Annotated in this window: 23 protein-coding genes and 1 pseudogene; 10 read left to right on the top strand and 14 right to left on the bottom strand. The window is 71.9% G+C overall.

The features are described from left to right. Window positions 1–79: 79 nt before the first annotated feature. From E1292_RS54030 to E1292_RS25195, 7 genes and pseudogenes are all read left to right on the top strand, one after another. Window positions 80–1,134: pseudogene (locus E1292_RS54030) on the top strand (ATP-binding cassette domain-containing protein). Window positions 1,135–1,202: 68 nt separating this feature from the next. Then, on the top strand, window positions 1,203–1,538 hold the full coding sequence (locus E1292_RS25225) for an ArsR/SmtB family transcription factor (protein WP_132597682.1): 336 nt from the start codon (window positions 1,203–1,205) through the stop codon (window positions 1,536–1,538). Window positions 1,539–1,547: 9 nt separating this feature from the next. Next, the gene (locus E1292_RS52815) at window positions 1,548–2,777 is read left to right on the top strand and encodes a GNAT family N-acetyltransferase (protein WP_220447055.1); all 1,230 of its coding nucleotides are present in this window, start codon (window positions 1,548–1,550) and stop codon (window positions 2,775–2,777) included. A gap of 115 nt (window positions 2,778–2,892) precedes the next feature. Then, complete coding sequence (locus E1292_RS54025; protein WP_132597681.1) at window positions 2,893–3,546, top strand: arsenate reductase ArsC; 654 nt, start codon at window positions 2,893–2,895, stop codon at window positions 3,544–3,546. 87 nt (window positions 3,547–3,633) lie between these two features. Beyond that, window positions 3,634–3,981 carry an ArsR/SmtB family transcription factor gene (locus E1292_RS25205; protein ID WP_220447054.1) on the top strand — a complete coding sequence of 116 codons (348 nt, stop codon included), beginning with the start codon at window positions 3,634–3,636 and terminating at the stop codon, window positions 3,979–3,981. An 11-nt stretch (window positions 3,982–3,992) separates the two neighbouring features. Beyond that, entirely contained in the window at window positions 3,993–5,099 is a 1,107-nt protein-coding gene (arsB, locus tag E1292_RS25200; protein ID WP_165974726.1) for an ACR3 family arsenite efflux transporter, read from the top strand. Continuing rightward, window positions 5,092–5,508: an arsenate reductase ArsC gene (locus tag E1292_RS25195; RefSeq protein ID WP_220447053.1), complete on the top strand. Its 417-nt coding sequence runs from the start codon at window positions 5,092–5,094 to the stop codon at window positions 5,506–5,508. The genes arsB and E1292_RS25195 overlap by 8 nt, the downstream gene beginning before the upstream one ends. 72 nt (window positions 5,509–5,580) lie before the next feature. Here E1292_RS25195 and E1292_RS25190 read toward each other — a convergent pair whose 3' ends face one another. The 8 genes from E1292_RS25190 to E1292_RS25160 form a co-directional block, all read right to left on the bottom strand. Continuing rightward, window positions 5,581–6,819: a M28 family metallopeptidase gene (locus tag E1292_RS25190; RefSeq protein ID WP_246090317.1), complete on the bottom strand. Its 1,239-nt coding sequence runs from the start codon at window positions 6,817–6,819 to the stop codon at window positions 5,581–5,583. After that, the gene (locus E1292_RS25185; RefSeq protein WP_181958290.1) at window positions 6,816–7,091 is read right to left on the bottom strand and encodes a hypothetical protein; all 276 of its coding nucleotides are present in this window, start codon (window positions 7,089–7,091) and stop codon (window positions 6,816–6,818) included. The genes E1292_RS25190 and E1292_RS25185 overlap by 4 nt, the downstream gene beginning before the upstream one ends. 140 nt (window positions 7,092–7,231) lie before the next feature. Next, window positions 7,232–8,290 (bottom strand): ArsO family NAD(P)H-dependent flavin-containing monooxygenase, encoded by a 1,059-nt coding sequence (locus tag E1292_RS25180; protein ID WP_132597679.1) that lies wholly within the window; start codon window positions 8,288–8,290, stop codon window positions 7,232–7,234. Next, on the bottom strand, window positions 8,287–8,679 hold the full coding sequence (locus E1292_RS25175; protein WP_132597678.1) for an ArsR/SmtB family transcription factor: 393 nt from the start codon (window positions 8,677–8,679) through the stop codon (window positions 8,287–8,289). The genes E1292_RS25180 and E1292_RS25175 overlap by 4 nt, the downstream gene beginning before the upstream one ends. A gap of 32 nt (window positions 8,680–8,711) precedes the next feature. Then, on the bottom strand, window positions 8,712–9,113 hold the full coding sequence (locus E1292_RS54020) for a hypothetical protein (RefSeq protein ID WP_246090316.1): 402 nt from the start codon (window positions 9,111–9,113) through the stop codon (window positions 8,712–8,714). A gap of 53 nt (window positions 9,114–9,166) precedes the next feature. Continuing rightward, complete coding sequence (locus tag E1292_RS54015) at window positions 9,167–9,391, bottom strand: hypothetical protein (protein ID WP_246090315.1); 225 nt, start codon at window positions 9,389–9,391, stop codon at window positions 9,167–9,169. A gap of 332 nt (window positions 9,392–9,723) precedes the next feature. Continuing rightward, the gene (locus E1292_RS25165; protein WP_132597677.1) at window positions 9,724–9,990 is read right to left on the bottom strand and encodes a hypothetical protein; all 267 of its coding nucleotides are present in this window, start codon (window positions 9,988–9,990) and stop codon (window positions 9,724–9,726) included. Further along, window positions 9,935–11,437: an NAD(P)-binding domain-containing protein gene (locus tag E1292_RS25160; protein ID WP_246090314.1), complete on the bottom strand. Its 1,503-nt coding sequence runs from the start codon at window positions 11,435–11,437 to the stop codon at window positions 9,935–9,937. The genes E1292_RS25165 and E1292_RS25160 overlap by 56 nt, the downstream gene beginning before the upstream one ends. 188 nt (window positions 11,438–11,625) lie before the next feature. Between E1292_RS25160 and E1292_RS55030 the strand changes: the two genes are divergently transcribed. Continuing rightward, window positions 11,626–11,757 carry a hypothetical protein gene (locus E1292_RS55030; RefSeq protein WP_281284056.1) on the top strand — a complete coding sequence of 44 codons (132 nt, stop codon included), beginning with the start codon at window positions 11,626–11,628 and terminating at the stop codon, window positions 11,755–11,757. Between the two features lie 587 nt (window positions 11,758–12,344). Then, complete coding sequence (locus tag E1292_RS25155; RefSeq protein ID WP_132597676.1) at window positions 12,345–13,574, top strand: cation:proton antiporter; 1,230 nt, start codon at window positions 12,345–12,347, stop codon at window positions 13,572–13,574. A 76-nt stretch (window positions 13,575–13,650) separates the two neighbouring features. On the opposite strand, the gene E1292_RS25150 is transcribed toward E1292_RS25155, so the two are convergent. The 6 genes from E1292_RS25150 to E1292_RS25125 form a co-directional block, all read right to left on the bottom strand. Next, window positions 13,651–16,041 (bottom strand): PEP/pyruvate-binding domain-containing protein, encoded by a 2,391-nt coding sequence (locus E1292_RS25150; protein ID WP_132597675.1) that lies wholly within the window; start codon window positions 16,039–16,041, stop codon window positions 13,651–13,653. Then, the gene (locus tag E1292_RS25145; RefSeq protein WP_132597674.1) at window positions 15,947–16,468 is read right to left on the bottom strand and encodes a MarR family winged helix-turn-helix transcriptional regulator; all 522 of its coding nucleotides are present in this window, start codon (window positions 16,466–16,468) and stop codon (window positions 15,947–15,949) included. Before E1292_RS25145 ends, E1292_RS25150 begins: the two co-directional genes overlap by 95 nt. Window positions 16,469–16,663: 195 nt before the next feature. Further along, complete coding sequence (locus E1292_RS25140) at window positions 16,664–18,220, bottom strand: ABC transporter permease (RefSeq protein WP_132597673.1); 1,557 nt, start codon at window positions 18,218–18,220, stop codon at window positions 16,664–16,666. Continuing rightward, entirely contained in the window at window positions 18,217–19,089 is an 873-nt protein-coding gene (locus E1292_RS25135) for an ABC transporter ATP-binding protein (RefSeq protein WP_132597672.1), read from the bottom strand. The genes E1292_RS25140 and E1292_RS25135 overlap by 4 nt, the downstream gene beginning before the upstream one ends. Further along, entirely contained in the window at window positions 19,082–19,747 is a 666-nt protein-coding gene (locus E1292_RS25130; RefSeq protein ID WP_132597671.1) for a TetR/AcrR family transcriptional regulator, read from the bottom strand. The genes E1292_RS25135 and E1292_RS25130 overlap by 8 nt, the downstream gene beginning before the upstream one ends. A gap of 129 nt (window positions 19,748–19,876) precedes the next feature. Next, window positions 19,877–21,226: a TrkH family potassium uptake protein gene (locus tag E1292_RS25125; protein WP_132597670.1), complete on the bottom strand. Its 1,350-nt coding sequence runs from the start codon at window positions 21,224–21,226 to the stop codon at window positions 19,877–19,879. A gap of 515 nt (window positions 21,227–21,741) precedes the next feature. On the opposite strand from E1292_RS25125, the gene E1292_RS25120 reads away from it, so the two are divergent. Further along, window positions 21,742–22,818, top strand: a complete 1,077-nt coding sequence (locus E1292_RS25120) for a hypothetical protein (protein ID WP_132597669.1) — start codon at window positions 21,742–21,744, stop codon at window positions 22,816–22,818. Window positions 22,819–23,079 lie beyond the last annotated feature (261 nt).

The following is a 23,079-nucleotide window of genomic DNA, read 5'->3' as shown; positions in this document are numbered from 1 at the left end:
CGCGTCTGCGGGTGGCGTCGTCCTGGTCGTGGTGCTGGCCGTGCAGGTCAACCAGCAGGTCACCACCGCCGTCCGGCTGATGCAGGACCTGCACCGGATGGCCGCCGCGCACCGGCGGCTGGCCGACCTGGCGGCCGCCATCGGAGAACCCGCCGCAGCCGGCGGAAAGCCGGCTGCGGCCGGTGGAGACCCCGCCGCAGCGGGCGGAAGGCCCGCGGGGGCCGGTGGAAGGCCCGCGGCGGCCGGCGGCCGTCGGCCCCCGGACCGGCTCGATCGGGGCATCACCCTGGAGGACGTGAGCTTCGCCTATCCCGGCACGACACGGCACGTGCTGACGGACGTCCGGCTGATCCTCCCGGCCGGCCACACCGTGGCCGTGGTGGGCGAGAACGGCGCCGGCAAGTCCACGCTGGTCAAGCTCCTGTGCGGGCTCTACCAGCCACCAGCGGGCGGATCCTGCTCGACGGCGTCGACCAGCGGCAGGTGGCGCCCGACCAGTGGCGGCTGCGCGTCTCGGCCGGCTTCCAGGACTTCGTACGGTACGAGCTGGCGATCCGGCAGGGGGTCGGCCTGGGCGACCTGCCGAGGATCGCCGATGATGCCGTGGTGGCCGGGGCCCTGGAACGCGCCGCCGCGTCCGACGTCGTCGCCCGCCTCCCGCATGGCCTGAGCACCCAGATGGGAAGGTCGTACGCCGACGGCGTCGAACTCTCCGGCGGTCAGTGGCAGAAGCTCGCCCTGGGCCGCGCGTTCATGCGCGAGGCCCCCCTGCTGCTCATTCTGGACGAGCCCGGCTCGGCCCTCGACCCGGAAGCCGAGGACGCCGTGTTCGAACGGTACGCCGCGCAGGCCAGGCGCATCGGCCGGTCGGTGGGCGCTATCACGGTGTTCGTCTCGCACCGCCTGTCCACCGTCCGTACGGCCGACCTCATCGTGGTGCTCGACGGGGGCAGGGTGGTCGAGATCGGTGATCACGCCACCCTGGTGGCGGCCGGCCGGGCCTACGCCGACCTGTTCACGATGCAGTCCTCCGCGTACGCCTTCGGCCGGCACCCGGCGTACAAGGCCTCGGAAAGCGCCTCGCAGCAGATCGCCGACAGCAGCTCGCGGCGGAAGAGGCCGGGCCCGGGATAGCGACGGTTTTCCGCGTGCAGGTGGCGGCAGCTTGACTTTTCCCGTTCATCGAATATCGTCGATTGACGATGGACGAGCAGAAGGAGCCGCTGCCGCGCGCGGAGGCCGAGGAGTACGCGAGCTGGTTCAAGGCCCTGGCCGACGCCACCCGGATCCAGATCGTGTCGCTGCTGGCGCGGCGGCGCGAGCCGATGAGCGTGGGCGAGATCGTGGCGGTCTCCGGGGTGGGGCAGTCCACGGTGTCGCACCACCTGAAGATCCTGTCCGAGGTGCGGTTCGTCCTGGTGGAGCGGCAGGGGACGTCCAGCCTGTACCGGATCAACGAGAGCTGCGTGAGCTGCTTCCCCACCGCCGCGGATGTGGTGATGGGCAACCCCGTGCCGACCGCGCCGGTTCGCGACTGAGGAGATCTCATGGCACACGACGAGATCGTCGACCACTACTCCGCCCTGGCCCGCAACGCGTCCCGTGGGCAGCACATCGCCGACTGCGACCCCGTCGCCTTCACCGAAGGCGGCTTCGGACCGGCCGGCTACGACGACACCGCCGCGCTTCCCGACGGGGCGCTCCGCGCCAGCCTGGGCTGTGGCAACCCGGTCGCCGTCGCCGGGTTGCGTGCCGGTGAGACGGTCCTCGACCTCGGCTCCGGCGGCGGCATCGACGTGCTGCTGTCAGCCCGCCGCGTCGGCCCGCAGGGCACCGTCTTCGGCCTGGACGCCAGCCCGGCCATGGTGGAGCTGGCCCGGCGCAACGCCGAACAGGCCGGTGTGGCCAACGTCCAGTTCCTGCACGGCACGATCGAAGCGATCCCGCTGCCCGGCCACACGGTCGACGTCGTCATCTCCAACTGCGTGATCAACCTGTCCGCCGACAAGGCGGCGGTGCTCGCCGAGGCGTTCCGGGTGCTGCGGCCCGGCGGCCGGTTCGGCGTCAGCGACGTCGTCACCGCGCAGGTGCTCGACGAGCAGGCGCGACAGCGGGCCGAGCAGCGCATCGGCTGCGCCGCCGGGTCGCTCACCGTACGGGAGTACCGGGACCTGCTCGTCGCGGCCGGCTTCGTCGCGGTCACGATCACGTTGACCGCCGATCACGGCGACGGGGTGCACTCGGCCATCGTCCAGGCCGTCAAGCCCGCCATCGGGCCCGGCCTGGAGATCCGTCCGATGCGCGAGAGCGACGCCGCCGAGGTGCTGGCCATCTACCAGGCCGGGCTGGACACCGGTCAGGCCAGTTTCGAGACCACCGCGCCCAGTTGGGAGGGGTTCACCGCGAGCAGGTCCCCGCACCTGCGGTACGTGGCGGTGGATGCCGACTCCGGCGAGGTGCTCGGCTGGGTGGCGGCATCGGCGGTCTCGTCCCGGCCCGTGTACGCGGGCGTGGTGGAGCACGGCATCTACGTCCACCCCGGCTGCCAGGCGCACGGCATCGGCCGCGCGCTGCTGTCGGCGTTCATCGCCGCCACCGAAGACGCCGGCGTGTGGACGATCCAGTCGGGCGTCTTCCCGGAGAACGCCGCAAGCCTGAGCTTGCACCAGGCGCTCGGCTTCCGCGTGGTCGGCACCCGCGAGCGCATCGGCAGCCGGCACGGTTTCTGGCGCGACGTGCTCCTGATCGAGCGCCGCAGCGCTGCGGTCGGCGCCTGAAGGACGTAGGGCTGCTGTTGGCCGGCCGTTCACCCGTACGACATCGACAGCTGTCAATATAGGCGGACATCGACATCGACAGGCGTCGATATCAATGACGTCGCCGGAGCCCTTCATGGACAGCACCTACCACCGCGCCGACCTGACCATTGATCAGCAGCACGCCCTGCTGACCGCCGCCCGTACCCTGAGCGAGGAGTTCGCCGGCGCCTTCGGCGTCGAGACGGTCGAGCGCTTCCTGCACACCAGCTACGACCAGTTCGCCGGAGGCGCCACCATCGCCAACTTCCTGCCGCTGCTGGCCGAGCGGTTCGCCCGGCAGCGGCTGCGCGCGCTGGCCCGCGTCGAGGGCAAGGACTCCAGCGGCGTGCCGATCGTGCTGTTCCTGTGCGTGCACAACGCCGGGCGCTCGCAGATGGCGCTCGGCTTCTTCGCCCACCTGGCCGGCGAGCGGGCCCTGGGCTGGTCGGGCGGCGCCGAACCGGGCGAGCAGGTCAACCCGGGCGTGATCGAGGCGATGCGCGAGGTCGGCATCGACATCACCGGCGAGTTTCCCAAGCCGTGGACCAGCGAGATCGTCCAGGCCGCCGACGTGGTGGTCACCATGGGGTGCGGGGACGCCTGCCCCGTCCACCCGGGCAAGCGCTACCTGAACTGGGACCTGGACGATCCCGAGGGCAGGACGGCGGAGCAGATCCGGCCGATTCGCGACGAGGTCGAGCGCCGCGTCCGGGCCCTGCTGGCCGATCTGGAGATCTCCACCCGCTGACCTGCCGGCCGGCCACGCGTACGGAGCACGCATCGGCCGATGCCAATATAGACAGACACCTAATTCGACGAGCGTCTATACGAAGGGATGCCTGTGGAGCTGCTGGAGATGTCGGAGTGCAGCCCGTCCCTGACCCGCGAACCGCTGGATGCCGAGCAGGCGGCCGGGGTGGCGCGGGTGTTCAAGGCGCTGGGCGATCCGGTACGGCTGCGCATCCTGTCGATCGTGGCCAGCCGCGCCGGCGGCGAGGTGTGCGTGTGCGACATCACCGGCTCGTTCGAGCTGTCCCAGCCGACGATCAGCCACCATCTGAAGGTGCTCAAGGAGGTAGGGCTGCTGACGTCCGAGCGGCGTGCCTCGTGGGTGTACTACCGGCTGGTGCCCGAGACGCTGGGTGAGCTGTCGGCCCTGCTCGACGTGCCCGCCACCGTCTGAGGGGCCACACGATGTCCTCCTCCACGTCGCCGGCGTCGTCGGCCGCCGCGCCCCCGCAGGGCGTCATCGCCGGCCTGTCCACCCTCGACCGGTTCCTGCCGGTGTGGATCATCGCGGCCATGGCCGCCGGGCTGCTGCTCGGACGGCTCGTACCGGGCCTGAACACCGCGCTGGAAGCGGTGAAGATCGGCGAGATCTCGCTGCCGATCGCGCTCGGGCTGCTGCTGATGATGTATCCGGTGCTGGCCAAGGTCCGCTACGACCGCCTGGGCACCGTCACCGGCGACCGCCGCCTGCTGCTCTCCTCCCTGGTGCTGAACTGGGTGCTCGGCCCGGCCGTCATGTTCGCCCTGGCCTGGATCTTCCTGCCCGACCTGCCCGAGTATCGTGCCGGGCTGATCATCGTCGGGCTGGCCCGGTGCATCGCCATGGTGCTCATCTGGAACGACCTGGCCTGCGGCGACCGTGAGGCCGCGGCCGTCCTGGTGGCCCTCAACTCGATCTTCCAGGTCGTGGCGTTCGGCGCGCTGGGATGGTTCTACCTGCAGGTGCTCCCCGGCTGGCTCGGCCTCTCGCAGGCCGCGCTGGAGGTCTCGGCCTGGGACATCGCCCAGTACGTGCTCATCTTCCTCGGGATCCCGCTGGCCGCCGGATACCTCTCCCGCAAGCTCGGCGAACGCGCTCGCGGCCGGCACTGGTACGAGAGCCGCTTCCTGCCCCGCGTCGGGCCGCTGGCCCTGTACGGGCTGCTGTTCACCATCGTCATCCTGTTCGCCCTGCAGGGCGGCACGATCACCGCACAGCCCGGCGACGTGGCCCGCATCGCACTGCCGCTGCTGGCCTACTTCGCGCTCATGTGGGGCGGCTCCTTCCTGGCCGGCAAGCTGATCGGCCTGGGCTACGAGCGCTCCACCACGCTGGCCTTCACCGCCGCCGGCAACAACTTCGAGCTGGCCATCGCCGTGGCGGTCGGCGTCTTCGGCGTCACCTCCGGCCAGGCCCTGGCCGGGGTGGTCGGCCCGCTGATCGAGGTTCCCGTCCTGGTCGCCCTGGTCTACGTCGCCCTGGCCGGCCGCCGCCTGTTCACCACCACCAGAGAGGAGAACGCCCGTGCCTGAGGCCACCGCCGCCCGGCCCAGCGTGCTGTTCGTGTGCGTGCACAACGCCGGACGCTCCCAGATGGCCGCCGGCTGGCTAGCCCACCTGGCCGCGGGCCGCATCGAGATCCGCTCGGCCGGCTCGCAGCCGGCCGATCAGGTCAATCCGGTCGCCGTCCAGGCCATGGCCGAGGTCGGCGTCGACATCGCCGCCGCCCGGCCCAAGGTCCTGTCCGTCGACGCGGTCGAGGCCTCCGACGTGGTCGTCACGATGGGCTGCGGCGACGCCTGCCCGATCTTCCCCGGCAAACGGTATGAGGACTGGAAGCTCGACGACCCGGCCGGGCAGGGCATCGATGCCGTCCGGGTCATCCGTGACGCCATCCGCTCCCGGGTCGAGAAGCTGCTCAACGAGGTGCTGCCCGGCTGAGCCGGCTGAGCCGCCCGGTGTCCAGCAGGTCGACCCGCCTGGGCACGGCGCGATGGCGGCACCGTGCGGCGATCAGGCCGGCGCCTGGGCGGCCAGCAGCCCTACGGTGGCCACGAGAAGGCGGGCGGCGGCCGCCAGCGTGCCCGCCTGCACGCGCTCGGGCGTCTCGGCGGGCGTCTGATAGCCGGGCATGCCCATGCCGACGCCGACCGCACCCAGCCCGGCTGCGGCGTAGCGGCGGTTGTCGGAGGCCATGGCGCCGGCCCGCAGCGGGACGCCGGTCAGGCGGGCGGCCTGGTCCAGCGTGGCCAGCAGGGCGTGGGCGGGCCCGCCCGCCTCGACCGAGGCGGCCTGGTGCAGGTGCGCGGCGCCGTCGAGGTTGATCACCAGCGTGTCGGCGGGCAGGGCGGGTGCGTGGTGGGCCGAGCCCCATGCCCCGGTCTCCTCGGCGTCCAGGAAGGCCACCGACAGCTCGGCCCGGATGGCCGGGCTGACCGACAGGACGCGGGCGGCCTCCAGGACGGCGGCCACGCCGGAGGCGTTGTCGGCCGCCGCGGGCAGCCGCACGCCTGGATCGTCGCCGACGCCGTCGTAGTGCGCGGTCAGCAGCACCCGAGGCCCGGCCTCCGCCCTACCGGTGCGGGAGGCGCGTGGGAAACGGGCGTGGACGTTGTGGCCGTCCGCGGCGACCTGCCGGAGCGGCATCGACCCGGTCACGTGCACGGGGCCGACGGTCAGGGCGTCGGCCAGGTTGGCGTGCTGGTCGGTGCGCAGGGCGATGATCGGGACGGCGCGGGCGGCCGGTCCGGCGATCATTTTGGGCATCCACCCCTCGGGGTCGGTGCCGCGTGCGATGAGCACCCCTGCCGCCATCTGGGCTTCGGCTCGTTCGCAGGCCTGTGCCCAGTCTCCGGCCTCGGCCAGCACCCATCGTCCGCTCAGGTCGGCCTCGGAGGCCGCGGCCAGCGGCGCGGCGCGCGGGTGCGGCGACTCGGCGGAGGCGAGGTGCTCGACGAAGTCCCGGCGGTGTCGCAGGCGACGCACCCGGCCGCCTGCGCTCCATGCGAGCTCAGGGGTGGCATACAGCTCCCTTACGTCGGCGACGGGGAAGGAGTCGAGTTCGACCTCGCCGCCGAGTTCGCGCAGCCGTTCTGCGAGCCACGCGGCGGCGGCGCGGCCTCCGGGGGTGCCCACGCGCCGCCCGGCGTAGCTGTCGCGGGCCAGCTCGTGCACCGTGGCCAGCATCCGCGCCGCGGACACCCGCTCCACGACGGAGGCCCGGTCCGGCCCCTGAGTGGTGGTGGAGGTCATCCGCAGCATCCGGTGGAGGCGGTCTCCGCGGCCCCCGTGGCGGCCGGGTCGCCTGCCGGGGCTTCGCCGCAGCAGCCGGCCTGGGCGGCCTGCTGCGCGGCGGCCGTGCTGCCGCAGCAGGCGGTGGCAGCCGCCTCCGCCTGCTCGGTCGTGCCACTGGCCAGGGAGCCGGAGGCCGCGGCAGGGCCTCCGCAGCAGCCTCCGGCGGCGGGCGGGGCGAATGCCTCCGCCAAGTCGCCGATGAAGCCGCCGGTGATCTGGTGCGTCGTCATGGTGGTTTCCCTCTTCTGCGGTGTGAGGCCGAGGCGTCAAAACTTAGACGAATGTCGAATCAAAGGCCACGATGCCATGATATTTAGATGTTCGTCAAGATAGATGGGGGTCGAAATAAGGACTGTGGTGATGTGACGCCTCACAGCTGGGCAGCGATCTCCGCGACCAGCTGCCGGGCCGTGCGGCCCGCGCCGATCAGGGTGGCCGAGGCCGGGCCGGTCCAGTCGCCGTAGCCGAGCAGGTGCAGGCGCGGCTCGGCCAGGGCGCGGGTCCCGTCGGTGGGGATCACGCCGCTGGGGCCGCGCAACCGCAGCGGGGCCAGGTGCCCGAGCGCGGGCCGGAACCCGGTGCACCACACGATCACGTCGCACACCGCCGTGCTGCCATCAGCCCACACCACCCCGCCAGGAGTGAGGGCCGAGAACATCGGCTCGGCCTTCAGCGCGCCACGATCGCGGGCCTGGCGCACCGGGGCCACGGCGACGATGTCGCCCAGGTCTCCGATGCTTGCGGCCTCCTGCCCGGCGAGGACCGCCTGGCGGCGGCGGGTGGCCAGATCGAACAGGGCGCGGCCGTCGACCTCGTCGGGCAGCAGCCGGGGCGGCCGCACCGTGACCCAGGTCGTCCGGGCGACCTGTGAGAGTTCGGCGAGGATCTGGGCGGCGGAGTTGCCGCCACCGACGACCACCACGCGCTTGCCGCGGAACGGTTCCGGCCCGCGGTAGCCGGCGGTGTGCAGTTGCTCGCCGCCGAATTCCCGCATGCCGGGGTAGTGCGGGACGTAGGGCCGCCACCAGGTGCCCGTGGCGCTGACGACATAGCGGGCCCGCCAGGTGCCGGCGCCGGACTCCACGGCCAGGCGTTCGCCCGCGCGCCGGACGGCCCGCACGGCGGCCGGGCGGACGATCGGCAGCCGGTAGCGCTGCTCGTAGTCGGTGAGGTAGGCGACGACGTCGGCGGCGCCGGGGTAGCCGCCGTCGGCGGGGATGGGCATCATGCGGCCCGGCAGCGAGCTGTATTGCGCGGGCGAGAACAGCCGCAGCGACGGCCAGGCGTGCCGCCAGGCACCACCGGCGGCGTCCTGGGCGTCCAGGATGACGAAGTCGGCGCCCGCGCGCCGCAGGTAGTACCCGGCTGCCAGCCCGGCCTGCCCAGCTCCGATGACGACGACATCGGCCAAGCGGGGGGCCGCGGTCATACGGTGATGAGCTCGACGTCCACCGGGCCGTTCTGGGCCTGGGCCGGGGCGGGCGTGGACAGCGGGGCGAACAGGGCGCCCAGCTTGTTCACCACTTCGGGGACGATCCGGTAGTAGACCCAGGTGCCGCGGCGTTCACCGTCGATCAGCCCGGCGGTGCGCAGCACCTTCAGGTGGTGGGAGATGGTCGGCGCGGTCAGGTCGAACACGCCGGTCAGGTCGCACACGCACGCCTCGCCGCCGGCATGGGAGCCGATCATCGACAGCAGGCGCAGCCGCACCGGGTCGGCGACGGCCTTGAGCAGCGTGGCCAGCTCTGCGGCTTCGGCCTCGCCGAGCGGCTCGCGGGCGATCGGCGCGCAGCACTGGGTGGTGGCGGGGGCGGCCATGACGCGACTCCTTATTTCGATGCCGGTCTAAATTATAGGCGGTGGTAGGCGAGCAGCGCGAACGCCGCGTTCGCGCAGGCCATCGCCACCGCCCCCATCACCCACCCGTACCCGACGGCCTGCACCAGCGCGACCGCGGCCAGCGGGGCGGCGGCCTTGTCGGCGACGGAGAACATCGCGATCCGGCCGTACAGCCTGGCGTAGGCGGCGGTGCCGTACCGCTCGGCCAGCAGGTGCGGCAACGTGATGGTGCCCACCCCCAAGCCGATGCCGAACAGCAGCACGCAGGCGACCGCTCCGGCCGTGCCGCGCCCGATCAGGGGCAGCACCAGCGCGCCCGACCCTTGCAAGGCGAAGACCGCCGCGGCCACGGGCTGCGCCGCCCAGCGGCGGCGCAGCCCGGTGGTGACCAGGCGGGCTGTGACCGGCAACACTCCCAGCAGCCCGGCGATGCCGACGGCGAAGACCGGGCTGTGACCCAGGTGGATCAGGTGACCAGCAGCACCGCGATGACCGCGACCGCGCCGCCGTGGGCGGCGGTCAGCAGCCCGGTCAGCGGCAGGAAGATGGTGAAGGCGAACCCGGCCACGATGGTCAGCGCCAGCAGCGCGTTGGCCCGCTGCCGTTCCCGGCCGGCGAACCAGGCGACGATGACGGCTAAGGCCGGCTCGTACAGCACCATGGCCGAGGCGACGCCGACCGCGACGAACACGGCGTACAGGGGCCAGGCTGGCGACCTGGGACCGGGCCAGCACGGCCAGCGTGCCCAGCAGCGAGCCCGCCGTCATCAGGGCGCGTCCGCCGTGGGCGTCCGGCCAGCGGCGCGCACATGGCCATGGTGAGCACGGCGAGGGTGAGCGCGGCGGCGACCTGGGTGCCGCCCGCCTTCAGCTCGCCCGCCATGGGGGCGAGGAACACCGATGAAGGCGTAGTTGAGCACGCCGTAGCCGATGGTCTGAGTGACGGCCAGGGCCGCCACGATGCGCCGCCCGTGCGCCGCAGCGCCGCCCCGCAGGCTCGGGGCGGCGCTGTCGGTGGCGGAACTCATACGGCTGGGCAGCCGATCAGCGCGCGGCCGTCCCGGCTGGTCCGCCAGAGGCCGGTCCCGCTCTCGGTGACGAAGCCCTGGGCCTGCAGCCGCCAGGCCAGGGTGCCGGCCATGCGGGCGATGGCCGGGGCGTAGCCGGGGTTGGTGCTGGCCGGGCGCGCGGCGATCAGATGCTCGCCCAGCCGGCGGGTATCCAGGGGGCCGTGGTCACAGATGAGACGAAGGGCCTCTCGCTGGGCCGCGGTGAGATATCCGTCGGACATCTCGAACACTCCTCTCCAGAGGTAGGGCGCGGACGCGCAGCGGGTCAGCCGCAGCAGCCGCCGTTGTTCTCCGCCGAGGCGCCCACGCCTGCGAGCGGGGTGGACAGCAGGCCGCCGCTGATGCCGCTGGCCAGTCCGGCCCGCTGCTCCTGCGCCTCGGCCAGGCCGGAGAGCACACGCCGGTCTCGGGCAGGTCGAGCTGGACGTCGCGGGCGGCCTCCCAGTCGCCGGCCAGTGCGGCGACGACGGAGCGGGCCTGCTCGTAGCCGGTGGCCATGAGGAAGGTGGGGGCGCGGCCGTAGCTCTTGACGCCGATGGCGTAGTAGCCGGGCTCGGGGTGGGTCAGCTCGTCCACGCCGTGGGCGGGGACGGTGCCGCAGGAGTGCTGGTTGGGGTCGATGACCGGGGCCGGCCGGCGGGCGGAGCCGAGGATGGGGTCCAGGTCGAGGCGCAGCTCGGAGGCGAGGGAACGGTCGGGACGGTAGCCGGTCGCGCTCACGATCCGGTCCACGGTGATCGACTGCTCGGCGCCGGAGGGGGCCCGGCTGATCAGTTCGACGCCGTCGCCCGTGGTGCGCACCCGGTGGGTGAAGAAGCCGGTCAGGAGCTGGATGCGGCCGGACTCGACGAGGGCGTGCAGGCGGCTGCCGAGCGCGCCGCGGGCCGGGAGGGCGTCGGCGTCGCCCCCGCCGTAGGTGCGGGTGGCGTGGCCGGCGCGGATGGCCCAGGTGATCGGGGTGGCGTCCAGTTGGGCCAGGGCGAGCAGCGTGGTGGCGGCCGAGTGCCCGGCGCCGACGACCAGGACGCGCCGGCCTTCGTAGCGGTCGCGGTCGGCGCCGAGGACGTCGGGCAGGGCGTGGTCGACGACGCCGGCCGCCGTGTCCTCGCCGTGGGCGGGCAGACCGCTGGCGCCGAGCACGTTCGGGCTGGTGTAGGTACCGGAGGCGTCGATGATCGCGCCGGCCTGCAGCTCGCCGCCGTCGGCCAGGCGGATCAGGAAGGGGGCCTCCTCGCGGCCTGCCGTGCGCACCCGGTCGTAGCCGAGGCGGCTGATCGCGCTCACTCGTGCGTTGGTGCGTACCCGGTCGCCGAACAGCTCGGCCAGCGGGGCGAGGTAGTCCGAGACGAGTTCGGCGCCGGTGGGCAGCCATTCGGGGTCAGGGGCGCTCCAGCCGTCGGCCTGGAGCAGGCGGCGGGCAGCGGAGTCGATGTCGTACTGCCAGGGGCTGAACACCCGCACGTGCCCCCAGTGGGCCACCGACGCGGCGACCTGCTCGCCGGCCTCCAGGACCAGGAAGTCGATCCCGCGTTCGGCCAGGTGGGCGGCGGCCGCCAGGCCGACCGGCCCGCGCCGATCACGGCCACAGGCAGGTCTTCCCGTCGCCCTGAAGCGGCCCGCTGAGGGGCGGCGACGTGTGCGGTCGTGACCGGGACGGGGCCGCAGCAACTGTCACTCATAACCGTTTCTCCAGGTGGCGAGGCGGGTCAGCGGAAGGAAGGAATGCCGGCGAGCGTGCGGGCGCGCTCGATGGCGGCATCGCACGGCAGTCGATGTCGCACACGCGCGAGGTGGCCTTGTCGACGCCCTGGAACCAGGTTCCGCCGGCTACGACAGTGTGGTCGAGGACCTACGACGTGTCGCCCGACACCCATTTCACCAAGCGGTCTGACGGCACCGTCGAGTTCACCTTCCGCCAGACGTCCAGCAAGGACAACGGGTGTTCAGTGGGCTGGACGAGCCTCCGATACCAGCTGCGGATCGTCTAGTGATCCGGCCGCGGCTCCGCTCCTGACCCGTGGCACGCAGGTCGAAGAGGGCGGCCGTCCCGGGGTGTCCGGGGCGGCCGCCTCCACGCCTGCCACCGGCGCAGGCCCACGAGCGGGACCGTGCGGGGGCCGGGTGCCGAGGTCGGCGCCGGTTGCCGAGGTCGGCGCCGGTGACCATGTGGCATGGGCCCGGATCGGGTCCTCATCGACGCACCGGCCGCCTGTCCCGATCTGATCGGGCCACTGTGCCCGCGCTTGACATGTCTTGATAGGTTCCCTGCAGGTGCGCCGGGAAGTCTGGTCGGCAGTCTTTTCGCCGATCGTGTAAAGGGGCTAGACGTGCGCGCTCGTGAAGGGCTTGCCGCCGTCGCTGCGAGCACCGCCGACCCCGGCCATCAGGGCCGCCCGGCTGCCGGCCGGCCAGAACCTGCCTGGACTGATCGTCGACGGGCTGGGTTCTCCGGCTGGGTCGAAGCGGATGTCGGGTCGCCCTCCGTGCCCAGGTGGCTCCGTCGCAGTCAGCGCAGTGCGCCGACAGGTTCGGTCGCGGACGTTCGTCGGTGCCGATACAGAGGAGAAGCCGTCTGATGGGTGCGCTGTTGCTCGCGTTCGCGGGCATGCTGATGCTGGCCGTGCTGCTGTCCAGTCTGGCCCACCGCACCATCCTGTCCACGGCGGCCCTGTTCCTGGTGGCCGGGTTCGTGCTCGGCGATGGCGCGCTGGGCGTGGTGTCGCTGCGGCCCGGCGACGACCTGGTGGCCACGCTCGCGGAGCTGGCGCTGTTCGCCGTGCTGTTCACTGACGGCATGCGGGTCGGCTGGAGGGATCTGCGTGGCGCGTGGCGTCTGCCCGGTCGGGCCCTGGGATGGGGGTTGCCCCTCACGCTGGTCATCACCGCGCTGGCCGCCCACTACCTGCTCGGTCTCGGGTGGGTCGAGTCCCTGCTGGTCGGCGCGATCCTGGCGCCGACCGACCCGGTGTTCGCCGCCGCGCTGGTCGGCAACGACAAGGTGCCGCCCCGGCTGCGGCAGTTGCTGAACGTGGAGTCGGGCGTCAATGACGGCCTGGCGCTGCCGTTCGTGATGGTGTTCCTGGCCGTCGCGGCCGGCTCGGAAGACCTGCATCTCGGTGAGCTCAGCCTCGAACTCGGCCTCGGCATCGTGATCGGGGTGGCCATCCCGTGGCTGGCGATCAAGCTGGAGCGGACCCGCTGGTTCTCCGCCTCGGCCCCGTACGAACCACTCAACGGCCTGGCCATCGGCCTGCTGGTGCTGGCGGTGGGCAAGGCCACACACGGCAACCTCTTCCTCGCGGCCTTCGCCGCCGGGATCACGGTCGCCACCTTCGGCGAGCGGCAGCGCGAGTCGTTCGAACATTTCGGCGAGCTCATCGCCGAGCTGTTGAAGCTGGCGGCGCTGTTGGTGTTCGGCGCGCTCATCACTCCCGCCCTGCTCGGCTCGGTCGGCTGGCAGGGCTGGCTCTTCGCGATCCTGGCGCTGGTGCTGGCCCGCCCGGTGGCGATCTGGGTGTCGTTCCTCCGCTCCGGGCTCAGCGTGCGGGAGCAGGCCGCGGTGGCCTGGTTCGGCCCCAAGGGCTTCGCCTCCGTCGTCTACGGGCTGATCGTCCTCGCCTCCGGCATCAGCGCGGCCCAGGACGTCTTCCAGCTCGTCGCGGTGACGATCGTCCTGTCGATCTTCCTGCACTCCTCCACCGACATCGTGGTGGCCCGCGGCTTCGACGACGAGCGTGACGTGCCCGCCTGGTTCGGTGTCGCACGCCGGCTCCGCGGACGAACCCGCGAGGACTCCCCTTCGTGAGCCGCGGGCGCGGCGGGCACCATCCGTCCACCCCTCTGGAGGGGGTGCAGCGCCGCGGTTCCGCCCATCGCCTGGTTCATCCCTCCTCTATGCGCACGGTACCCGCGGCGCCGTCGATGGTGATGAGCTGGCCGGTCTTGATCTCGTGGGTGGCGTTGCGCACGCAGATGACGGCCGGGATGCCGTATTCCCTGGCGACGGTCGGGCCGTGCGCGACCGGGGAGCCGGTCTCGGTGACCAGGCCCGCCGTGGTCAGGAAGAGCGGAGTCCAGCCGGGGTCGGTGGTGGGCGCGACGAGGATCTCACCCGGCTCGATGTGCGCGTCGGCCGGGTCGCGGATCACTCGCGCCCTCCCGGTCGCCCGACCCGCCGCCCCGGCCATGCCGGTGAGCACTCCGTCGTCCGCGGGGCCCTGCGGTGCGAGCGCCTCCACGTCGGTGCCGTCGGACAGCAGCGCTCCGGGGACGGTGGGCCGTCGCAGTTCACGCTCGTACTCGGCCCGCCGGGCCGCGATCACGTGACGGAGATCCGCACCTTGAACGGCCTGGCGCGCCTCCACCAGGTCGAGGAACATGATGTCGTCCGCTTGCTCGAACAACTCCTCGCCCACGAGCAGCAGTTGCTGCCGGGCCGCCTGCAGCGGGATCAGCCAGGCGAACTTGGCGATCTCGCGCAGGCCGGTGAGCTTGCGCGACCTGCGCATCAGGAAGGTCGCGATCCTGCCGCGGATCGGCCGCCTGCGCGCGGCGCGCCGCGCCAGCGTGGCGAGCATCCGCTCGGCCTTCGCCGCGGCCTGCTCGAACCGCCGGTCCGGTGCCTGGTCGGGGTCGTCCACGCGCAGGTAGTTGGCGATCGTGGAGAACAGCGGGGCCGGGTCTTCCGCCCACCGTGGCGTGCCGACGTCGATCTCGGCAGCGGCGCGCAGACCGTACTTCTCGAGGAACGCGGCCATGCCGATGTCGGGCAGGCCGCCTTCTCGGTAGCGGGCGGCGAGCTCTTCCGAGGAGGTGTTGCCGAACAGGCCGCGGTGCTCGCGCGCCTTCACCGCGAGCCCCCACAGGGCCAGGTCCATCTCCGTGGTCACGTTGTACGGCATGCCGCCGAGGACGGTGTCCAGCTCCTCTTCTGTGGCCACGCCCTCGAGCAGAGAGGCCGGAACGGTGCCCGCCATGATGCCGGCGACCAGCGGCCACATGACCCCCTGCATGTCGAGGTCCATGACCGACCTGTGCGCGTCCTCCGTCGCCCAGCGCAACCGCTCGGCGGCGGTCGCGTTCTCCCCGGGCGGGACGGTCAGCCGCCTGATCCTCTCGACGCCACGGTAGGCCTGGGCCCGTGCGGCCTCCGGCCGGGCCAGCGCGGAGACGAGCCCGGCGACCGCTCGGGGCACGAGAAGCGCCGTCGCCTTGATGACCGTGCGCATCCTGAACGGCAGGCCGGGCCGCGGGTCGAAGCGCGGGTCGTCCAGCATCCGCCGCACGGCGCCCTGCACCCGCGGACCGTACACTTCCAGCGAGACTCCCAGCCGCTTGCGGATCGCCTTGTTGCGCAGGAAGTCGGTCAGGTCGAAATAGAGCCTGCCGCCGATCGGCACCATCCGGGGCAACGGATCACGCCGTTCGACCTTCGCGCCGACCGCTTCGAACCACGGGGCGGCGCCGGCCTTGAGCATCGACACCCCCATCGGGGTCATCGGCCGCAGCATGCCCTGGATGTGACCGATCTCCAGGTAGAGCCGGGTCTCGCCGGTCGCGGGCGGCGCCGGGAACAGCGTCGTGATCGGGCGAGACTGCAGTAACCACAGCGTGCCGTCCCGATCGACGGCCCACTCGATGTCCTGGGGCGACCCGAAGTGCTCCCGCAAGCGCAGTCCTGCCGTACGCAGGTCCTCCAGCCAGCCGTCCTGGGCGGCATCGTCGTCGAACTCATAGTGGTCGGGCACCACGGCGCCGTCGACGATCGCGGTGCCGAGTCCTTTCGCGGCGTCGACGACCATCTGCGTGCGACGCCCGGTGATCGGGTTGGCCGTGAACAGCACACCGGCCTGCTCAGGGTCGACCATCCGCTGCACCACGACGGCCATCGCCGCGTCCTCGATGCCGGCGTTGGCCCGGTAGGCCACCGCGCGCTCGGTGTGCAGGGAGTCCCAGCAGCGGCGGACGGCGTCGATCAGCGCTTCTCCGCCCTCGACGTTGAGGTAGGTGTCCTGCTGCCCGGCGAAACTGGCCTGGGGGAGGTCCTCGGCGGTGGCGCTTGAGCGCACCGCCACCTTGCCGCCGCCGAGTCGCTCGTAGGCCTCGACCAGCTCTGCCTCCGGGACCTCTCCTGTGGCATGGGCTTCGACGGTCACGCAGAAGCCGTCAGGGACCCGCTCACCGGCCTTGATCATCTCCCCCAGCCCGGCGGCCTTGCCGCCCACCAGGTCGATCATCGAAGCGTCGATCTGAGACAGCTGGATCAGCTTCATCCCGTATCCTCCTCGCAGCCTTGGCGAAAAGCTCCAGCGCCTGGAGCACGATCTGCTGCTCCTGCTCGGTGAAGTGCTCCCAGAGCCGCATCTGCGCATCGACCCTGAGCCGGCGAAGCCGTTGCAGCAACGCGGTGCCCTGCTCACTCACCCGGATCCTGCGGGCGCGGCGATCCCGCTCGTCCTCATATCGCTCCACGAGCCCGCGCCGCACCAGCCCATCGACGATCCGGCTGGTCCGCGAGTCAGAACGGCCGATCAAGGCGGCCAGTTCCTTGACCGTGGGCTCCTCACCACGGTCGAGCACCTGCAGCATGACGTTGTCGATCAGCCGCAGGTCGTCGTCCTCATGGACGTACAACAGCGAGGGCAGCAGGTCGCGCTGCATCGCGGCGAGCAGCTGCTCTATGTGGTCACGACTATTCATCTGCTATCCCGCATTAGCTGCTAACAAGCAGACAAAATAACGCGGACACGGGCGCCCGTCCACCCTCCGGCCGGACAGTGCTTGGCCGACGCCTCGGCACAGTCCTGTCGCAGGTGGTGCTCCATCCTCCGCGCCGGCCGCACGCGTCCCCGACGGCGGCGGGGCATCCCCGCGTTGCGGCGCGGCGGGATGGAGTCACAGAGCCAGATCGCGGCGGCGGAGCCCGTACAGGCCCACCGCGGTGAAGCCGGCGGCCACGAGCGTGAGCCCGAGCAGCGTGCCCGGTCCCGGGCTGGCCAGCGTGGAGTAATGGACGTGCGCGAACGGGGAGACCATGAAGAACGAGTCGCTCACCAGCCCGACCTCCCAGCCGACCTCCACAGCGATGGCCAGCACGAGAGCCGTCCACCCCACGATCGCCCCGGCCCGCCGGAACAACCCGAACGCCGCCACGGCGATCCCGGCCATCGCCCAGACGCCGGGCAGGAGGATCGTGGTGATGGCCAGGCCGCCGGCGAAGTCCCCGTCGCCGAGGCCCAACGCGAGGCCGGCGATCACCAGTACGGCGGCGGGCACCGCCACCGCGAGCACGAGATGGCTGACCACCCAGCGCGTCCGGCTCACGGGATTGGACAGGAAGAGCTCCGTGGCCTCCTCGCCGCGCAGGCGGAGCACCGTCATGATCGCGTACAGGGAGACGGAGTACATCGCCAGCTTGTACACGACGAGGCGGAAGAAGATCTCCGTGGGATCACCGGTTCCCGTCCGCTCGGCCCAGAAGTCCAGCGCGCCGCTCCGGGCGAACGTCTCGATGGCGGTCTGCCCGCCCAGCCCGACCGCCGCACCGATGAAGCCGGCACCCGCGATCCACCCCAGCGCCATGCCCCGGTGCATCCGCCACGCCAGCCCGAGCGGCCCGCGCAGGCCGTTCGGCGCATGGGCGGGGCCGAGACGCGGCGGCAGGAGGCCGGCGGCGATGTCCCGGCGGGCCGACAGCGCGTAGGCCACCCCGATCAAGGCCGCGACGAACGCCGTGACCAGCAGGAACACCCACCACTGCTCGCCGCCGAAGGCGTGGGCGCGCAGGATCCAGCCGCTCGGCATGAGCCAGCCCAGCCACTCCATGCCCGGGCCGCCCACGTCGCTGACGCCGCGGACCAGGTACGCCCCGAAGAACACGGTGAAGGCCGCGGCTCCGGCCACCCGGGCGCTCTGCGTCACCTGCACGGCGACCGCGGCCAGCGCGGCCCCGGCCCAGCCACCCGACGCGGCCATCAGCCCCCAGGCGAGGGACCCGGCCAGGGGAAGCCCGGCGCTCACGCCGACCACGGTGATCAGCACGGCCAGCACCACGTTGGCGCCCAGCACGACGGCGAGAGCAGCGGTCAGCGGCGCGTGCCGCCCCACGGCGGCCGAGCCGACGAGCTCGCGCCGCCCCTGCTCCTCGTCGGAGCGGGTGTGCTTGACCAGCAGGATGACGCTGGCCAGGGCAGCGAAGATCATGGTGGCGGCGCCCCGCTGCTGAGCGGCGGCCGCGCCCAGGCTGTCGCCGTACGCCGGCCCCTGCATCAACAGGATCACGGGATTGGCCGCGATCTCGTTGACGTAGTGCAGGCGCGCTTCGGGAGTCGGGAGCAGCTGGCGGATGGTGGCCACCGTGGTGGTGACGAAGAGGGCGACCAACAGGAGCCACAGCGGCTGCCAGACGCGGTCGCGGCGCAGGATCAGCCTGATCAGTGCCGGCGTGTTCATCGGTAGTGCCTCATGAACAGGTCTTCGAGGGTGGGGGGCTGGGCGGTGATGTCGCGCACGCCGTACCGCGCCAGCCGGGCCAGCACGTCGCCGATGTGGTCGGTGTCGGCCTGGAAGCGTACGCGGCCACCGTCCAGGCGGAGGTCGTGGACATGGGGCAGGCCGTCATCCGGCACCGTGTCCAGCTCCGCCGTGACCGAGATGCGCTTGAGATGGCGCAGCTGCGCGAGTGTGCCGGTCTCCACTGTCCGGCCGTCCCGGATGATGCTCACCCGGTCGCAGAGCGCCTCGACCTCGGCGAGGATGTGGCTGGAGAGCAGGACCGTACGGCCGGCGCGTCGCTCCTCGGCGATGACCTCGCGGAAGACCGCTTCCATCAGCGGGTCGAGACCGGAGGTCGGCTCGTCCAGCAGCAGTAACTCCACCTCGGAGGCGAGTGCGGCGATCAGCGCGACCTTCTGCCGGTTGCCCTTGGAATAGGTCCGGGCCTTCTTGCGCGGATCCAGGGCGAAGCGCTCGATCAGCTCGTCGCGCCGCTTGGCGTCGGTGCCGCCGCGCAGGCGGCCGAGCAGGTCGATCACCTCGCCACCGGACAGGCTCGGCCACAGGGTGACGTCGCCGGGGACGTACGCGAGCCGCCGGTGCAGCTCGACGGCCTCGGACCAGGGATCGCCGCCCAGCAGCCGGACCTCGCCGGCATCCTTGCGCAGCAGGCCGAGGAGGATGCGCAGGGTCGTGGACTTGCCGGCGCCGTTGGGGCCGAGGAACCCGTGTACCTCTCCTTCCCGTACGGTCAAGTCCAGGCCGTCCAGCGCCCGGACCCGGCCGAAGTCCTTGATCAGTTGATGGACCTCGATCACATCAGGCATCGGGGTGCTCCTTCATGTGAAGGTCGGTGACGGCCTGGCGGATCCGGCTTCCCTGCTCCGCGTCGAACCACTCGCCCATGTGCGCGTAGACGTCGGCCAGGGCGATGCCGATCAGGCTGGAGTTCGGGCGCCCCAGCACGTCGATGCCGAGCCGCCGGGACAGGTGCTCGTGCAGCACGATCGTGCCCAGATGCATCGCCGCCATCACGACGGCCCGTTCGCGGACCTTCGCTTCGCCGGGAGGGAAGTCATCGGGCCAGGTGGCCGTGAAGAACCGCTCGGCGACCTCGGCGCCTTCGTCGAACAACGCGGCCGCCACCGGGGAGCCCTCGACCAGGGCCCGGGCGAGATAGCGGACGCTGAGCTCGCTCGCCTCGTACATCCCCCGCAGGAATTCGGGGTCGACGTCGGCCTCTTCCTGGATCTGGCCGGCGGCACCCAGGATGGCGTCGCGGACATGCTGGTCGCAGGCCTCCCGCAGCCCGTCCTTGGAGCCGAAATGGTGTTGTACCAGGCCGACGGAGACGCCGGCGGCGTCGGCGACGGCCTTCATCGTCGCGCCTTTGAAGCCTCGCTCGGCGAACTCGGCCAAGGCGGCGTCCCGGATCCTCGCGCGGGCGGTCAGATCCTCGGGCGGCCGATCGTAGGTTGAACGCATATTCCCGATGCTATATGTCCATATGGTATCCAGCAACATCGTATTGCCGAGTGTCCATCTGGAGATCACGGCCATGGGGCCGGCCGGTTCCGGCCGCCTGCTCGACCGAACGGGCGCGCCGCGTCCTTGTCAGCCCACGATGACCCTCTCCTCGGGCAGCTGGTAGCGGCGGGCACGATCTTTCAGGGCGAGGGCGGAGCCCAGGGTGAGTGGGCCGGTCCTGCCGATGAACATCAGCAGCACCAACAGCACCTGCCCGGCCGGCGTGGCGTCCGCGGTGATCCCGGTGGACATGCCCACCGTGCCGAAGGCCGAGACGACCTCGAAAAGCACCTGGTCCAGGCTGTGCGGGGTCAGCGCCAGCAGCACGTACGTCGACACCGTGACCAGCGCCACGCTGATGAGGCTGATCGAGACGGCCTGACGCTGTGCCGCCTCCGGCAGACGGCGATGACCGATGTTGACCTCGCGCTCACCTCGCATCTCGGCCCAGATGACGAACGCGAGCATGCCGAACGTGGTGACCTTGATGCCGCCCGCCGTTCCCGCGCTGCCGCCCCCGATGAACATCAGCAGGTCGGTGGCCAGCCAACTGGTCGGATACATGCCGGCGACGTCGATGCTGTTGAAGCCCGCGGTGCGGGGCATGACGGCGGCGAAGAAGGCGGCCAGCAGCTTGCCCGGGTCGTCGAGCGCTCCCAGCGTCTTCGGGTTGCGCCATTCGACGGCCAGGAAGAGCAGCGTGCCGCCGACCAGGAGGACCACGGTGACGCCGACGGTGACCCTGGTCAGGACCGACCAGCGGTGGGGCCGGCGCCAGATGCTCAGCAGCTCGAACACGACCGGGAAGCCGAGCCCGCCGACGATCACCGCGGTCGCGATGGTCAAGCAGATCCACGGGTCGGTGGCGAAACGCGTCAGGCTGTCGGACCACAAGGCGAACCCGGCGTTGTTGAAGGCGGAGATCGCATGAAAGACGCCCAGGTAGACGGCTCGGCCGAACGGCTGGCCATAGCCGAGCAGGAACCGGCCGGTGAGCATCGCCGCCGCGATGGCCTCGCAGACCAGGCTGAAGACGACCACCTTGCGGACCACGTGCCGCAGGTCGGTCATGCTCAGCGTCTTGGTCTCGGCCTGTGCGAAGATCTTGGCGCGCAGCCCGAGCCGGCCGGACACCAGCACGGTGAACAGTGTCGCCAGGGTCATGATGCCCAGCCCGCCGACCTGGATCAGCCCGGCGATCGCCCATTCGCCGAACACCGACCAGTGCGTCGCGGTGTCCACGACCACCAGGCCGGTGACGCACACCGCGGACGTCGCGGTGAACAGAGCGGTCAGCCAGCCCGCCGGCTCCCCCGACTCGGTGGCGATCGGCAGCGCGAGCAAGGCGGTGCCGGCCAGGACCGCCATCCCGAAGCCGGTGACGATCACCTGGGCCGGGTGCCGGAACCAGCCGAGAATCCCGTGATGCCGTCTCATGCCGCACACCCGCGTACGCGGAGCCGGCCGGAGCACGCGACCGCGACCTGCACGTGGACGGACGGGCCACGGATCGAAGAGGTCGGTAAGGGCGTGACGGCACCGGTCGCGAACATGCCAGGCGCACCGCCCGGACCGCGAACCCGCCGGCCTCGAACGGCGCCGCCTGCGGAGATCGTGCGGGCACTGCGCCACCACGGATGCCTGACGCGGGTGCCGTGCACGGTCTGTTCGCGGTCGGTACGCGGGTCCTGAAGCAGCCAGAACCGCGGCGTGCCTTCCCTGGCGGCCGGCCGTTTCGCCAGCACCATAAGGTCACCCTTCATCATCGAACCCCGTGAAGACGCATCGCACCTTACTCACGCCGAAAGGTCGATGGACCAGGTCAGGGCGTCAAGAAAACGTATGAATCGGGGACCGGCGCGACGCGGCCCAGCCGCAGCCTCGCGCCGGCGCCGGGCGGACTCAGGCACCGTTGCGCGGCGCGCTGTATAGTCCGTCGCGGAGGGCGCCGATTGAGAAAGCGGTTGCTGGCCATGGTGGCTTGCCTGGTCGTGCAGGGCTGCGCCGCCGAGCCCACTCCGGCGGTCGGCTCCGAGCCGCCGCCCGTGCCCGCCTCCGAGCCCTCACCGACGCCGCCCGACGAGGATGTCCCGCTGTCGGCACGGTGGAAGCTCGTCCCCGGCCTGCCCGACGACCACATCTGGGAGCGCGGCCTGTACGACGTGAGCGCCGCCTCCCCTGACCGCGCCTGGGCCGCCGGCTACAAGGGCTGGGAGGACGGCGTGGAGATGACCCTGCGCCACTGGGACGGCTCCCGCTGGCGGCGGCTGCCGGCCGGCCATAACGGCACCTTCGCGGCGGTCGACGCCGACGGGCCGGCCAACGTCTGGGCGGTGGGCGGCGGCGCCTACGACGAGCCCGTCGCCCTGCACTGGGACGGCCGCTCCTGGCGACGCCATCGCTCGCCGATAAAGGCGCGGGACGTCGCGGTCGACGGCGGTCGCGTCGTCCTCATCTCGTCCTCGCAGGTGGTGCAGGGGTACGGCGGCCGCTTCACCAGGAAGCTCGTCGCCAACGAGCTGCGCGCGGTGAGCGCGGGCGCGGGGCACACCTGGATCGCCGGAACACGTAGGGGGCAGCCGATGGTCTGGCACGGCTCGGCCCGCGGGTTCGAACAGGCCGAGATGCCCACGGTGGCGGGTGGCGGCACGCTGGTGGCCGTCTGGCAGAACGGCCCGTCCGACGTGTGGGCGGTCGGACAGGCCGGGGAAAGCCCTCTCGTCGTGCGGTGGGACGGCGCCTTCTGGAAGCGGGTCGCGCTGCCGCCGGGCTGGCGAGGTGAGCTGACCAGCGTGACGGCTTCCGGCCCCCGCGACGTGTGGATCGCGAGCCTGCGCCCCGTGGGTACCGCGCGGCACGTCGTGCTGCTGCACTGGGACGGCCGGACGTGGACGCGCGAGCGCTCGCCGTCGCCCGGCGAGTTGACCCGGGCGGTGGTCGAGCGCATTCCGGGCACGTCCGAGCTGTGGCTGGCGACCTCGATCGTGAACGGCGACTCCGAGTCGATCGTCTTCTACCGCCGCCGCTGAGGCCGGGCGGTCACCAGGACCGCGTGGATACGACCGCGTGGATACGACCGCGTGACGGACCGCCCCCTCGGAACGGCGCTTTCACGCGAAGGCCCTTCACGCGGGGCTTCACGGGAGAAGGCCCTTCACGAGGGCGCGCACCCCCTTGGCGTAGGTGTCGCGGGCGGTCAGGTCTTCCCATCGCCTCGCCACCGTGCTCAGCCGGGGGAACTCCTCGGCATCCAGTTCGGCGAAGACCCGCTCCCGGTAGGTGGGCCCGCC

The organism is Nonomuraea deserti (genome assembly GCF_004348685.1).
GTDB classification, from domain to species: Bacteria; Actinomycetota; Actinomycetes; order Streptosporangiales; family Streptosporangiaceae; genus Nonomuraea; species Nonomuraea deserti.
Note: the sequence above shows the minus strand (reverse complement) of the source record. Positions and strands in the feature narration are given on the sequence as shown.

Bases quoted from the DNA above. Each gene is read 5' to 3' on its own strand.
- E1292_RS25180 (WP_132597679.1), bottom strand. From the start codon at position 8,290: ATGACCGCGGCCCCCCGCTTGGCCGATGTCGTCGTCATCGGAGCTGGG.
- E1292_RS25140 (WP_132597673.1), bottom strand. From the start codon at position 18,220: ATGAACACGCCGGCACTGATCAGGCTGATCCTGCGCCGCGACCGCGTC.
- E1292_RS25135 (WP_132597672.1), bottom strand. From the start codon at position 19,089: ATGCCTGATGTGATCGAGGTCCATCAACTGATCAAGGACTTCGGCCGG.
- E1292_RS52815 (WP_220447055.1), top strand. From the start codon at position 1,548: ATGGCACACGACGAGATCGTCGACCACTACTCCGCCCTGGCCCGCAAC.
- E1292_RS25150 (WP_132597675.1), bottom strand. From the start codon at position 16,041: ATGAAGCTGATCCAGCTGTCTCAGATCGACGCTTCGATGATCGACCTG.
- E1292_RS54025 (WP_132597681.1), top strand. From the start codon at position 2,893: ATGGACAGCACCTACCACCGCGCCGACCTGACCATTGATCAGCAGCAC.
- E1292_RS25130 (WP_132597671.1), bottom strand. From the start codon at position 19,747: ATGCGTTCAACCTACGATCGGCCGCCCGAGGATCTGACCGCCCGCGCG.
- E1292_RS25145 (WP_132597674.1), bottom strand. From the start codon at position 16,468: ATGAATAGTCGTGACCACATAGAGCAGCTGCTCGCCGCGATGCAGCGC.
- E1292_RS25155 (WP_132597676.1), top strand. From the start codon at position 12,345: ATGGGTGCGCTGTTGCTCGCGTTCGCGGGCATGCTGATGCTGGCCGTG.
- E1292_RS25175 (WP_132597678.1), bottom strand. From the start codon at position 8,679: ATGGCCGCCCCCGCCACCACCCAGTGCTGCGCGCCGATCGCCCGCGAG.
- E1292_RS25225 (WP_132597682.1), top strand. From the start codon at position 1,203: ATGGACGAGCAGAAGGAGCCGCTGCCGCGCGCGGAGGCCGAGGAGTAC.
- E1292_RS25190 (WP_246090317.1), bottom strand. From the start codon at position 6,819: ATGACCTCCACCACCACTCAGGGGCCGGACCGGGCCTCCGTCGTGGAG.
- arsB (WP_165974726.1), top strand. From the start codon at position 3,993: ATGTCCTCCTCCACGTCGCCGGCGTCGTCGGCCGCCGCGCCCCCGCAG.
- E1292_RS25205 (WP_220447054.1), top strand. From the start codon at position 3,634: ATGCCTGTGGAGCTGCTGGAGATGTCGGAGTGCAGCCCGTCCCTGACC.
- E1292_RS25165 (WP_132597677.1), bottom strand. From the start codon at position 9,990: ATGTCCGACGGATATCTCACCGCGGCCCAGCGAGAGGCCCTTCGTCTC.
- E1292_RS25125 (WP_132597670.1), bottom strand. From the start codon at position 21,226: ATGAGACGGCATCACGGGATTCTCGGCTGGTTCCGGCACCCGGCCCAG.
- E1292_RS25185 (WP_181958290.1), bottom strand. From the start codon at position 7,091: ATGACGACGCACCAGATCACCGGCGGCTTCATCGGCGACTTGGCGGAG.